At 53.1% G+C, this 11,958-nt stretch carries 11 protein-coding genes and 1 pseudogene; 6 read left to right on the plus strand and 6 right to left on the minus strand.

Going from position 1 to position 11,958, the window contains the following annotated elements; all coding sequences use genetic code 11:
- Positions 1-74 precede the first annotated feature (74 nt).
- A complete protein-coding gene (locus AC2FNN_RS08115; RefSeq protein ID WP_496757790.1) occupies positions 75-3,347 on the plus strand; it encodes an AAA family ATPase in 3,273 nt (1,090 codons plus the stop codon).
- Positions 3,348-3,498: 151 nt separating this feature from the next.
- Here AC2FNN_RS08115 and AC2FNN_RS08120 read toward each other — a convergent pair whose 3' ends face one another.
- Both AC2FNN_RS08120 and AC2FNN_RS08125 read right to left on the minus strand, forming a co-directional pair.
- A complete protein-coding gene (locus AC2FNN_RS08120; protein ID WP_496757791.1) occupies positions 3,499-4,140 on the minus strand; it encodes a class I SAM-dependent methyltransferase in 642 nt (213 codons plus the stop codon).
- Between the two features lie 112 nt (positions 4,141-4,252).
- Positions 4,253-4,864, minus strand: a complete 612-nt coding sequence (locus AC2FNN_RS08125; protein ID WP_496757793.1) for an outer membrane protein — start codon at positions 4,862-4,864, stop codon at positions 4,253-4,255.
- A 106-nt stretch (positions 4,865-4,970) separates the two neighbouring features.
- Between AC2FNN_RS08125 and AC2FNN_RS08130 the strand changes: the two genes are divergently transcribed.
- Together AC2FNN_RS08130 and AC2FNN_RS08135 are read left to right on the plus strand one after the other, a co-directional pair.
- Complete coding sequence (locus AC2FNN_RS08130; RefSeq protein ID WP_496757794.1) at positions 4,971-5,531, plus strand: DUF2975 domain-containing protein; 561 nt, start codon at positions 4,971-4,973, stop codon at positions 5,529-5,531.
- A 31-nt stretch (positions 5,532-5,562) separates the two neighbouring features.
- Positions 5,563-5,781, plus strand: a complete 219-nt coding sequence (locus AC2FNN_RS08135) for a helix-turn-helix domain-containing protein (protein ID WP_496757795.1) — start codon at positions 5,563-5,565, stop codon at positions 5,779-5,781.
- Between the two features lie 209 nt (positions 5,782-5,990).
- On the opposite strand, the gene AC2FNN_RS08140 is transcribed toward AC2FNN_RS08135, so the two are convergent.
- The gene (locus AC2FNN_RS08140) at positions 5,991-6,671 is read right to left on the minus strand and encodes a GntR family transcriptional regulator (RefSeq protein WP_496757797.1); all 681 of its coding nucleotides are present in this window, start codon (positions 6,669-6,671) and stop codon (positions 5,991-5,993) included.
- Between the two features lie 321 nt (positions 6,672-6,992).
- Here AC2FNN_RS08140 and AC2FNN_RS08145 point away from each other — a divergent pair, with 321 nt between their 5' ends.
- The 3 genes from AC2FNN_RS08145 (at position 6,993) to proC (ending at position 9,862) form a co-directional block, all read left to right on the plus strand.
- A complete protein-coding gene (locus AC2FNN_RS08145; protein WP_496757798.1) occupies positions 6,993-7,982 on the plus strand; it encodes a TAXI family TRAP transporter solute-binding subunit in 990 nt (329 codons plus the stop codon).
- Positions 7,983-8,052: 70 nt separating this feature from the next.
- On the plus strand, positions 8,053-8,994 hold the full coding sequence (locus AC2FNN_RS08150; RefSeq protein WP_496757799.1) for a D-amino acid aminotransferase: 942 nt from the start codon (positions 8,053-8,055) through the stop codon (positions 8,992-8,994).
- Positions 8,995-8,998: 4 nt separating this feature from the next.
- Positions 8,999-9,862: a pyrroline-5-carboxylate reductase gene (proC, locus tag AC2FNN_RS08155; RefSeq protein ID WP_496757800.1), complete on the plus strand. Its 864-nt coding sequence runs from the start codon at positions 8,999-9,001 to the stop codon at positions 9,860-9,862.
- A 194-nt stretch (positions 9,863-10,056) separates the two neighbouring features.
- On the opposite strand, the gene AC2FNN_RS08160 is transcribed toward proC, so the two are convergent.
- From AC2FNN_RS08160 to AC2FNN_RS08170, 3 genes and pseudogenes are all read right to left on the minus strand, one after another.
- Positions 10,057-10,701, minus strand: coding sequence for an IS5 family transposase (locus tag AC2FNN_RS08160; protein WP_496757802.1), 645 nt, complete (start codon positions 10,699-10,701; stop codon positions 10,057-10,059).
- 22 nt (positions 10,702-10,723) lie between these two features.
- Positions 10,724-10,825: pseudogene (locus AC2FNN_RS08165) on the minus strand (IS6 family transposase); the annotation flags it as partial.
- A gap of 74 nt (positions 10,826-10,899) precedes the next feature.
- Positions 10,900-11,955 carry a 3-carboxy-cis,cis-muconate cycloisomerase gene (locus tag AC2FNN_RS08170; protein WP_496757803.1) on the minus strand — a complete coding sequence of 352 codons (1,056 nt, stop codon included), beginning with the start codon at positions 11,953-11,955 and terminating at the stop codon, positions 10,900-10,902.
- Positions 11,956-11,958 lie beyond the last annotated feature (3 nt).

Consider the following 11,958-nt stretch of genomic DNA (forward strand, 5'->3'; position numbering starts at 1 on the left):
GAACTTTGAAACAGATCCAAAAAGCTTTGTGAAAACATCAAAATCAGGCAAGCTGAGTCCGTGGAGAATTGTGCATGCCTGATGTCGCAAGCTGGCTGGCTGAACTCGGCCTAGAAAATTACGCAAGGGATTTCGACGACGTCGAAATCGATTTTGAAACTCTTCCAGAGTTAACAGAGGAAGACCTCGTAGAGCTAGGTTTACCACTTGGCCCAAAACGCAAGGTTTGGGTTGCTATCCAACGCCTTAATGGAGAGCTGAAGGAGCAGTCAGAGCGTGCCTTTGCGCCGGTCGAAAATGGCGGTGACAGCACGCCAAGCTCCGAAGGTGAGCGAAGGCAACTCACCGTGATGTTTGTGGATCTGGTGGGATCAACGGCCCTTTCGGCACAACTGGATGCCGAAGAAATGGCCTCCATTATCAGGACCTATCAAAATGCGGTTGCCGGTGAAATTGCTCGTTTCGAAGGTCATGTTGCCAAGTTTATGGGTGACGGTGTCATTGGTTATTTCGGCTGGCCCAGGGCGCATGAGGACGAAGCCGAAAGAGCGGTGCGGGCAGGCCTTGCGATTGTTCAAGCCGTGGGAAATCTCAATGTAGGGGGGCAAGTGATCTCCTGCAGGGTTGGAATTGCAACTGGCATTGTTGTCGTCGGTGAGCTTGTGGGAAGAGGCACAGCGCTGGAGCAAACGGTTGTTGGCGACGCACCTAACCTCGCAGCGCGGCTCGAAGCACAAGCGGGTTCCGGAGAAGTTTTGGTTTCGGAGGCAACACAGGCTCTGATCACCGGCGCTTTTGAAATGGAAGCGACAGAACCTTTGTCGCTGAAAGGAATTGACGGGCCGGTGGCGGCCTACAGAGTAATTGGTGAGCAGGATCAGGAAAGCCGCTTTTCTCTGCGCTCGGACGGCATGACGCCTCCACTGGTGGGTCGCGATCAGGAACTGGCGCTGTTGCTTGAGCGATGGAAAACGGCACGGAACGGCGAAGGGCAAGTTGTATTGCTGGTTGGCGAAGCTGGAATCGGTAAGTCCCGCATCATGCGCGCCCTGGAAGACGCGATCGGAAATGAGCCACACACGCGGTTGATGTATCAGTGCTCTCCCTTTCACGGTGACACTGCGTTCTGGCCCGTCACCCAGCAATTGCACCGCGCTGCGAGGTGGTCACGGGATGATGACAATGAAGCGCGGCTGACCAAGCTTGAAACACTTTTTGATCGTGATGACATTCCAATCATCGCGAAACTGCTTGGTCTGGACGGAGCCGAAAGCTACGGCACAAGCGATCTCTCGCCCGCCGGGTTGCGTTCTAAGACTTTGGACGTCCTGTCCCGTCAGGTACTTAAGTTAGCCAGGCAGCAACCTGTGGCATTCTTCCTTGAAGACGCGCATTGGATTGATCCGACGACACTGGAATTGTTGGAGTTGACAATCGACGCGATAGAGGACGCGCCGGTGTTGATAGTGTTGACATCGCGCCCGGACAGTCAGCCCGATCTTGCGGCGCATCCCCATGCCACACGACTGGCGCTGAACCGCTTGGGCCGCGCTGGTGTTGATGCAATTGTCGAACGACTTGGTGGACGAAAGCTGAACCGCGAGACAGTGGAAGCAATCATTGAGCGGACAGATGGCATTCCTCTGTTCGTGGAAGAACTTACCAAGGCGGTAGTTGAGAGTGGTCAAACAGCAATTCCCGCTTCGCTCCACGACTCGTTGATGGCCCGCCTGGATCGCACGCCAAAGATCAAGGAGATCGCGCAGTCAGCAGCTTGCATCGGCCGGGAATTTGATCTGGGCCTTTTGGCGGTCGCGACAGAAGGTCAAGAGGACGAGTTGCGGGAAGGTCTGGAAGGATTGTCATCGGCCGAGTTGGTATTTCGACGTGGTGTGGGCGAAAACGAACGATATGTATTCAAGCATGCGCTGGTGCGAGATGCGGCCTATGAAAGCCTTCTTTTGTCGCGGCGAAGCGTGGTACATGAGCGGCTTGCCGCAGCCCTTGAACATGTAGCGCCTCCGGAGATTGTCGCACGTCACGCCGAAGCCGCCGGGCTGACTGACAAAGCTATAGAGCTATACCGCGAAGCTGGCGGCTTAGCTGTTAAACGTCCGGCTTTTCGCGAGGCTGCGTCGCATTACCAATCTGCTCTGCGCTTGCTTGAGCAGGAAGGAAACAGGCATACCGAGGCGTTGTCAGTTGCAGCAAAGCACTGTGTGACATTGATCGGGGCGGAAGGCTACACTGCCAATGAAACGATAAAGGCTTTTGAACACGCGCGCCAATTGCTTGATGGATTTGATGATGCGCCTGAATGGCCAGTCATACGATACGGAGAGTGGGTCAGTCGCTATGTCAGCGCCTCGCTGCCTGAAGCGGAAGCTATTGGGCACGCGGTTTTGAATGATATCGACATTAGAGATCAGCACAGGTTCCGAAGTGTCGCAAATCGAATGGTCGCGACTTCAAAGACAATGATGGGCAGATTTACCGACAGTCTGCCGTACTACAAAAAAGCACTCAACGCCTACGATCCGTCGCGCGATTCCGATCAGGCTAACCGCTTCGGTACCGACGGAGGTGCGGCCGCGAACGTTTATCTGGCTTTGACGCACTGGTGCCTTGGCAACATTGATAGCGCATATACTCACGCTGAAAACGCAACTGCGACCGGGGATCAACCTGGGCATCCTGCGCTCAGCCGTGCTTACATTCTGGGTCATATTTGTTACCTGAAATATTTGAACCGAGACGCCGACGCCCTTCAATGGTCAAACAATGTGCTTGCTGTCGCGGATCAGGCACAGATCAATATCTGGCGCAGGATTGGCTTGACAACACGTGCTGCTATTTACGCGGATCGTGGCGATTTTGAAGCGGCCCTGGTAGATGCCGATGACTGTCTTGCAGCGCCGATCAAGGCGAATACGCTATTGTTCACTGGTTTTCCAATGCGCGCAAGAGCACGTGCCTATATCGGTCTAGGAAAGCTGGACCAGGCCGAAAATGCACTCGCGGCAATCGAACCGATGATGGAAAGAACCAGTCAAAGGTGGGATGAAGCGGATACCTATTGCGCCAGAGCGGAACTCGCCATGGCCTTTTGCGATCCTGAAAAAGCGGAAAGATGTTACCGTGACGCCATCAGGATCGCCCAGGGGCAATCGGCGCTAAGCTGGGAAAGACGCGCAGCGATCTCACTCGCTCACTTGATGGCGGACCGCGGAGCTAAATCAGAAGCACGTAAGTTATTGGCTGACGTGCAGAACAAGTTTCGCAATCGCGGTCAGTGTAGCGATCACAACGCAGCATTAAAGCTTTTCACTGTTCTGCAGAGGGCTTAAGGCCTTGTGTCATCGAGCCTGGTGAATAAGAAATTAGCTTTTGGTAAAACAAGCATAGTCGTGCCGGTTTTGTCAGAAGAACTTGGCTTGTGGCGTGTACGGTAATTAACGATCGCGACCACGCGGATTTATAATTCGAGGCGGTTTTCGCCTAAGAAAGAGAAATTTTTTTGGCGGCGATGTAGGGACGAACTTCACCTCTTTGGGCTCCATGATTTTCTACGGCAACGACGGCAAAGCCAGCTTGTTCGATCCAGTTTTGGAGGTCTGAAGCCTTGAAAACACAGGCATATGGAGCCTTTCCAACCGCTCGCATCATTGGCAGCGCAAATCTGATAAGAACATTCATGTCGCCTACACACGGTGTCTTGGAAACGAACACTCCACCCGGAGCAAGCAGTGAATGAATACGGCACAGCGTTCCGCGAATATCTCGCACCAGATGCAGATAATTGAAACACAGAACTGCATCGAATGAACCGGCATCAGAAATAGATTCTGCGGTGCCAACAGCAAATCTTAGAGACTGTTGGGGTTCCAATTTCTGCTTTTCGCGCGCAATCGCAATCATTTCGCTTGAGATGTCTGTCGCCAGATAGCTTTCGACTTTACCCGCCAAACTAAATGCCGTTGTGCCTGTTCCACACCCAAGTTCCAACACACGATGGTCCGCCGTCAGAAATTCACATGTCCGCTTCAGTGTTCGCTGGTAACCGGCCTGGTCAGAGATCGCGCTCCGTGAGTATTTTTCAGCCGTTCTGTCCCAGAACAGGGTATCTTTCTCGATGCTCAAAATTCCTGTTTCCTTCTGCAAACAATCTGGATTGGCAGTAACTTCTTCTAGGATTACCTCAGAAGATGAAGACGCGCTTCCAGACCCGAAGCACCGGAAGCGCGCGATATTACTAGAACTTTCGCGTCACACCAACTGTGAACATTGTGATGTCTGTTTCGACATTCCGCTTAACCGATCCGAATGACTGATCGTCATTTTTCCAAGAGCTGTATGTTAACTCCAGCTTGGTGGACCATAGCTCGTTCCATGCGATTTCAGTGCCCAGACCAACTACTGAGGCCGCATGTACATTCTTCTCGTCGGAATTGATCTCACGCGCTCCCAGGTCGCTAACTCCTAATCCAAGAATGCCATAATAGAACACTTTGTCTGTGGCGTACCCAAGTCGAACGCGGGGGCTCACGAAATAGCTTCCCTCGAACTCGGTGCTGCCAATAGGGGCCGGTCCGGTTTCCCTACCATCAGCATTTAATGTACTGGCTGTCAGTTCCGGCCCCCAAACAAATCCGTTTCCATGCGAAAAATTGTATCCAACGTGCAGGCCAAGCCCCGCCCCGTCAGCTTCGTGCTTGTTGGCAGAGCTTCCGTCCACCTTTGAATTCGCCTGGTACCCGTTGATGGACAGACCACCATAAAACCCGTTCCACCTTTCCTGCGCATTGCTGGGAGCCACAAAGCCCAGAATGATTGCAACACTCAGTATCAGCTCTCGAAAATACATAGCTTTCCTCTTATGCTATATCCGCTCGCAATAAATCATGCGATGGTTGCTTTTATTATTGTTTTGCGATAATTTTTGCAAGAGGTAATTGTATTGGAGGAAATCGATGCCTACTGAAGGTGAACTGGCGCATAAGATTCAAGCAACCGCTCGGATCGGAGTCTGGGTCAGTACGATTGCCATGCTCTTGATTTTAGGAGCTGGCGTATATTTCGTTTGGATGTCTGTTACAGATCCGGGGACCTTCGCGCAGGAGGTGCAACTCGAGTTGGATCTGGTCGGCCCTGTACCAGATATCAGTTCGAAACAGGCGCTGCTTGTGACTGCGATTTGGCTTCTAACCTACGCCGTTGGAATGGCGCTGGTCTGGACAATCCGGAACATGTTTGTTGGCATCCTACAGGATGGCATCTTCACGACGGAAACCGCACAACGCATTCGACGTTGCGGTTGGTTGGTCATCTCGCTCTTCCCTGTCTCGACACTGGTGATCGGGGTTGAGACCGCTTTGATGACGTATTGGAGTTCAACTTCTGAACCTGCGATTGTATTCGTGGCCAACGAAGAAGACGTCCACTCTGTTCTGCTCGGCCTTGTATTCGTGGCACTAGGGCACATCATGGCAAATGCCGTGCAGATTGCGAATGAAAACAAGGCGTTTGTCTGATGAGTGAAGAGCAGGACTTTAGGAGTGTGCCATGCCGATCATAGTAACCTTAGACGTGATGCTCGCCCGGCGGAAAATGCGCTCCAAACAACTGGCAGAACTGGTCGGTATAACCGAACAGAATGTTTCCTTGTTGAAGTCAGGCAAAGTAAAAGGCGTGCGCTTTGAGACACTTGAGAAAATCTGCGAAGTGTTGGAATGTCAGCCGGGGGAAATACTCATGTACGAGGCAGACAGTGGCCCAGTTTAGGTTTAAAACAAGTGACGGATTCGCCCATATCCCGCGTCTCGGAAACTACAAAACGTCCTTTTTGAAGGCCCGCTTTGAGCTGCGACCTGTCGAATGCACCCGCAGCACCTACCTGTTGCGGCAACGACGGCTTTGGGCCGCTTTACCTGTTTAAACTCGTTGGCTGAGAATTCCGCCAATTTCGTTTTTGATTGCCTGTTCGAACCTTTTCACATCACGTCTCGCTCGTTCAGAAATTTCATTGTGTTTTCCAAGCCTTGCCGCATGTGATCTTCAAGGTGAGCGAGCATGTCATCCAAACTCTCACCATTGGCGAGCTCAATGTATTTGTCATGGGATTCCCGAAGTGGCCCGCCCCGCCCATGCGCCTTCTGATGCATGGCAAAGTAAAACTGGAGGTTGGGTTTCAGACGCTCCCAGCTTTGCAGCAGAAGGGTGTGTCCCGAAAGTTCATAGCACCACGAGTGGAGGTGCATTTCTGCCATGATCGCGCCGTAGGGATCATTATTCGAGATGCAATCGCATAACCTGTTGTTGCGCATTTGCAGGTCGGCGAGGCTAATCAGGTCTCGTTTGTCCCAGCAGAACTGAAACGCCATCTTCTCAAGCCCCGTTCGAAACGAATAGATTTCGTCCAGATCAATAGGATCCAGTGTACGAAGGAAAGTTCCGCGGAACGGGATGTAAGCAAGAAGCCCAATCTCACTCAGTTGAACCATCGCTTCGCGCAATGTGGCGCGGCTGACATCCAGCTGAGCAGCAACCCGAGTTTCAAGCAGTTTTGCGCCAGGCTCCAGATCCCCGGTCAAGATCAGTTTCTGGAGTCGCTCCAGCGTTCTGTCTTTCAATGTGTCGCCGGATTTCTCCGATGAGGGTGCTTGCCGTGTCATTTCGATCCTGTTGATGGAATTCCCAATGGATGGAAGGCGAGATTACGTCGTTAGGCCAAGATAGCCAGAAAAATGATCGCAGCTGAACTTCCAATTCGGTCCAATGGTCGACGGCTGCGGACCGCTCTCAAGGTAGCCGGTCACTTCAAGAATGTCGACAATCGTGTAAATTGTCGACAATATGGGAATCTTATTGTACCGTTATGGCAGGTGGGGATTCGAAAAGCTCCGGACCTTGGCTGCGATTGCCCGCTCTATCAGCAAGAGATGATCACCCGGTTTGCAACCGCGGTGACGCAACAGGTGAAAAGGGAGTTATTCATGTTGTCGAACGGCATCCTGAAAAGGAGAATTCATACCGGGCTTGCAGCATTCAGTGCGGCCGCGCTGCTGGCAGGTGCACCGGCGAAAGCAGAAGAGTTTCTGACAATCGGTACCGGCGGTGTCACCGGCATTTACTATGCGGTCGGTGGCGGTATCTGCCGGCTGGTTAATCAGGGCCGGAAAGAGCATGGTATTCGCTGTTCGGTCGAGAGCACCGGCGGATCGGTCTATAACCTGCGCACCATGCGCGAGGGCGAGCTGGAAATGGGTATTGTTCAGTCAGACTGGCAGTTCCATGCTCTGAACGGGACCAGCCTGTTCGAAGAGGATGGCCCGGACGGCGAACTCCGCAGTCTTTTCTCGCTGCATCCTGACACAGTCATCATTGCCGCACGAAAAGACACCGGTATTGAGTCTTTGGATGATCTTGGCGGTCGGACCATCAACTTGGGTAATCCTGGCTCCGGAACGCGGGGCACTGCTGAAGTCCTCGTAGACGCGATGGGCTGGGACATGGACCAATTTGGTTTGGTGACCGAGCTTAAGTCGGCCGAACAATCAGCAGCGTTATGCGATAACACCATCGAGGCCTTTCTGATGGTTGCTGGCAATCCAGTCGCCAACGTGCTGGAAGCAGCCACAACCTGCGACATCAACATCATTCCTGTCGAAGGTGATGCCATTCAGGCACTGGTCGAAAGCAAGCCCTACTATGGCAATGTGACCATCCCGGGCGGTCTGTATCGCGGTGTGGATGGTGACGTTCCATCCTTTGGCCTTCCGTCCACATTCGTGACATCCTCGAAGGTACCGGAAGAAACCGTCTATGTGATGGTGAAGGCAGTCTTTGACAACTTTGATGCCTTCAAATCGTTCCACCCGGCCTTTGCCAACCTCAAGAAAGAGGAAATGGTAGTAAACGGATTGTCCGCACCAATGCATCCGGGCGCCGAGCGCTATTTCCGCGAAGCCGGATTGATCAACTAAACACAACGGAGGCGGTGGTCGTCGCCGCCTCTGCGCCTCTACAACGCAACGTCCACGCAAGAGTCATGACATGAGCGAGCAAACACTAAGCCATTCCACACATGACGCGCAGGAAGACGCGCGCAATCGAGACATCAAGATCTTTCTTAACGGCAAGATCGTCCCGCGCAGCGAAGCGATGGTGTCTGTCTACGATTCCGGTTTCATGCTGGGCGATGGAATGTGGGAGGGGTTGCGCCTCTACAACGGTACTTGGGCGTTTTTTGACGAACACATGGATCGGTTCTTCAACAGCTGCAAAGCCGTTTCCATTGACGTCGGCATGACGAAGGACGAAGTCCTGCAAGCACTGAATGACACGGCCAAAGCCAATGGAATGACAACGGATGCGCATTGCCGGTTCATGGTGACTCGCGGACCAAAGGACAAGCCGTTTCAGCACCCGGGATTGTCGCGATCCGGGCCCACGGTGGTTGCAATTGTGGAACACTCGAAACCGGCGGACAGCCTGATGAGCCAGGGTATTCGCCTGGCCACAGTGCCTCAGGTGCGCGGTCTGCCGATGAGTCAGGACGCCAAGTACAACAGTCATTCAAAGCTGAACTGCGTCATCGCAAGCCTACAGGCAGAACAGGCTGGCGCTGACGAAGCCCTGATGCTGGACCCACATGGATTTGTGAACACGACGAATGCGTGCAACTTCTTCATCGTGCGCCGTGGCGAAGTTTGGACCTCCACCGGCGACTATTGCATGAACGGGGTGACCCGCCAGAAGGTCATAGACTTGTGCCGGGCCAACGACATCCCGGTTTTCGAGAAAAACTATTCGCTTTACGAAGCCTATGGGGCTGACGAGGCTTTTTTGACGGGTACTTTCGGAGCACAAACCCCCGTTGCGTCCATAGATGGAAAACAGATCGGAGAGCATGAAGGTGCTGGTCCGATGACCCGCCGATTGCGCGAGCTTTACAAAGAACTTGTGCAACGAAGCACCCTGAAGGTTGCGAGCTGATTGTATGAAACAGGTCGTGGGCCCAGAAGGTCAGAGCCGATTAGAGGTCGGTGATCGTGGCTTGTTGCTTTTGGGGTGCGGCAAGATGGGCTCCGCTCTATTAAGCGGATGGCTCAATGCCGGGTTGGAGCCCGAACAGATCATCGTTCTGGACCCGCGCCCGTCAGACTGGCTGGAGGGCCTTGCACGACGCGGCCTGCGACTAAACCAACAACCAGAACAGCCACCTGCTGTTGCGGTAATTGCGACAAAGCCCCAGGTCATGACAACTGCTTTGTCGGATCTGAATTCATTTGGGTCCGGGCAAACTCTTTTTGTGTCGGTCGCTGCTGGCACTTTGATTTCGACCTATGAAGAGTTGCTGGGTCCGCAGACGCCAATTGTACGCACAATGCCAAACACACCTGCATCGGTTGGTTCTGGCATCACCGCTCTTGTCGGCAATGCATGCACGACCGTCAGTCATTTGGAACTTGCAATACAACTGATGCAGGCAGTTGGAGAGACCGTGGTCCTCGATGATGAGGAAATGCTTCATGCTGTGACCGCGATTTCCGGAAGCGGCCCGGCCTATGTGTTCGCGATGACGGAAGCATTAACAGAAGCGGGAAGAGAATTGGGTTTGGCACCAGACGTTGCAGCAAAATTAGCAAGTGCAATGATCTCCGGGAGTGGCGATCTTCTGCGATCCAGCCCGTTTTCTCCGGCCGACCTTCGAAAGGAGGTTACGTCCCCAAATGGAACAACTGAAGCTGCCCTGCATGAGTTAATGTCTCTTGATAAAGGGGTGTTCCCGCTCATTCAAAGGACGGCTCAGGCTGCTCACAGTCGTAGTATCGAGCTGTCTCAAGGCAAAGACGGGACGTGATGTCCAAAGCGCCTTGAGTAACTCGTTGCTGTGCTTCAATAGTAGTCCACTTAGGTGACGTCCTGTATTCAGTCTAAGGCGTGAGATGAATTGTACGTATAACAAATGGCCGGTTTCTTGAGCCTAAAGCGATGATACGAAGGACCCTGTTGCATGGATCAGAGCTGGGGCGAACTGACCCCAGACCCATCACTTCAGAAAACGCGCTCATGTTCTGCACGACCGAGAGATGTCATGCGGTTCAGCGCTTTTGATGCAATTTTTGCTTCAACTATTTGAGTGGCAAGGTCACGCGCTTGCAGGCGATCGCCGATAACCTGTTTCCACCTGCCAATCTGGGCTTCGATCCGTGATCCCTGATTGTATCCCGTCTCAGTTTGCCAGTTCACTTTGCCGTGTTTGGCAATGGCATCAATGTGGTGATTGCGCCGTACATTCTCACCGCGAACCGCGTTCTTCGGCGGAGGGATAACGATCTCTATCCCAGTCCCGAGTTTGTCCTCCAAGAAATCTGCAACACCCTGACCGTCATACGCACCATCCGCCAGAAAACGGCTCACATCGGCATCAATATCAGTGAGCAATTCTGGCAGCGCCGTTTCATCGCCCACATGTTCAGTGGTCAGCTCCGCTGCGGCCATATCGCCCGTTTCCGGATTAAGAGCGATGTGGAGCTTGCGCCATGTTTTACGGGCTTTCCGGGCGCCGTGCTTTTCCTGATGCCAGCCGTTGTCGCCACGCACTTTCAGGCCCGTGCCACCTACAATGAGAGTGATTGGCCTATTTGCCGCGCGCAGGTTTTGGACAAGCCGCAGGTTCGGTGTCAACTCTTCGGTCACTAAGAAACTTTGCAACAGATCCCAAACCGTTCACCTCAAGCGTGCAGGCGAAGAACCTCGTTGCCGTGGCTTTGTTCCGGCGATTGGACAACATGAAATCCGGGGTCTTGCCGTGTTTGCTGAGATCGCAGGATAACTGCGTCTGGCATATCACTGGTTTTGGTCGTTCCAAAAGTTTGCGACACTACTCCACACTCGTCAGTGACCCAATGACGCAACACCGGTTAGTGTCGTTTGAACAACGCTCAGCGCTTTTCCAGTGGCTACGATCATTTGCGGCAAAATCATCCATTCCAGCATCCAAGCTGCTCCTGACCGCTCTTGCTCGTGCACAAGTGCATGGTGGATGCCAGACAATTGTGTGGCGTTGAAACGAGCGAGTGTTTCGAGCAGTTCGGCCTGCACGGGGTTCTGCTTGTGGGGCATGGCGGATGAACCTCCACCGTCGGCAAGCTTGATTTCCGAAATTCCTTGCTGCGACATCAGGGTCACATCCTGTCCGATCTTGCCCAACGCTCCCGTTGCCAGGGACAACCAACTGGCAAATTCGGCGATTGTGCTTCTGTCCGTATGCCAGCAGTTTGTAGGATTACTCAGGCTCAACTCATCCGCCATGTAGGCTGCAATTTCGTCTCCATCCAAGCCAAACGCCTTTCGATCTCCGACAGCGCCACCAAGTTGAATGCAAAGAACAGAGGGCTTGAGTTGTTCCAGGCGAGATTGGTTCTGCAATAATGGTTGCTTCCAGCTGTTCATCCTGTCCTTTACAGAAATCGGTAGTGCCGCCTGCATGCGCGTACGCCCCATCAGGGCATTTTCACCATATTCTGTGATGAGTTGGTCAATTGCGTGAACGGCCGCGTCAAGGCGCGATCTCATTAGGGCAAAGATCGGCTTGAGTGTTAGAACCAATGCCGTGTCGATCACATCCTGCGAAGTCATGCCTTTGTGCAAGGCCGAGTGATGCTCTTCAGAAACCGTTTTTCGTATTTCATTGACCAAGGAGGGAATAACCACGCCATCATTTTGCGTGCCTTCGGCCAATTTGGGCAAATCGGGCGAGAACGCCGCAAGTGACGCAAGGACTGCGTCCACCGCCTGAGGCTCGGCTTGTCCAACATGCCCTAGCGCGCGTGCGTAGGCGGCCTCGACGGTAAGCATGTTATTCAACACTGTTTCGGCAGACAGCAGCATTTCCACTTCGGCGTCGCCAAAAAGACCGCCAAGCCAAGGATGGGAAAAAACATCAGGCATAGT

It is taken from the genome of Ruegeria sp. BHSA118 (assembly GCF_059613405.1).

What these genes read in the sequence shown, in the direction of transcription:
- AC2FNN_RS08115 (WP_496757790.1), top strand. Translation starts at nt 75, where the DNA reads ATGCCTGATGTCGCAAGCTGGCTGGCTGAACTCGGCCTAGAAAATTAC.
- proC (WP_496757800.1), top strand. Translation starts at nt 8,999, where the DNA reads ATGAAACAGGTCGTGGGCCCAGAAGGTCAGAGCCGATTAGAGGTCGGT.
- AC2FNN_RS08170 (WP_496757803.1), bottom strand. Translation starts at nt 11,955, where the DNA reads ATGCCTGATGTTTTTTCCCATCCTTGGCTTGGCGGTCTTTTTGGCGAC.
- AC2FNN_RS08130 (WP_496757794.1), top strand. Translation starts at nt 4,971, where the DNA reads ATGCCTACTGAAGGTGAACTGGCGCATAAGATTCAAGCAACCGCTCGG.
- AC2FNN_RS08125 (WP_496757793.1), bottom strand. Translation starts at nt 4,864, where the DNA reads ATGTATTTTCGAGAGCTGATACTGAGTGTTGCAATCATTCTGGGCTTT.
- AC2FNN_RS08140 (WP_496757797.1), bottom strand. Translation starts at nt 6,671, where the DNA reads ATGACACGGCAAGCACCCTCATCGGAGAAATCCGGCGACACATTGAAA.
- AC2FNN_RS08135 (WP_496757795.1), top strand. Translation starts at nt 5,563, where the DNA reads ATGCCGATCATAGTAACCTTAGACGTGATGCTCGCCCGGCGGAAAATG.
- AC2FNN_RS08145 (WP_496757798.1), top strand. Translation starts at nt 6,993, where the DNA reads ATGTTGTCGAACGGCATCCTGAAAAGGAGAATTCATACCGGGCTTGCA.
- AC2FNN_RS08150 (WP_496757799.1), top strand. Translation starts at nt 8,053, where the DNA reads ATGAGCGAGCAAACACTAAGCCATTCCACACATGACGCGCAGGAAGAC.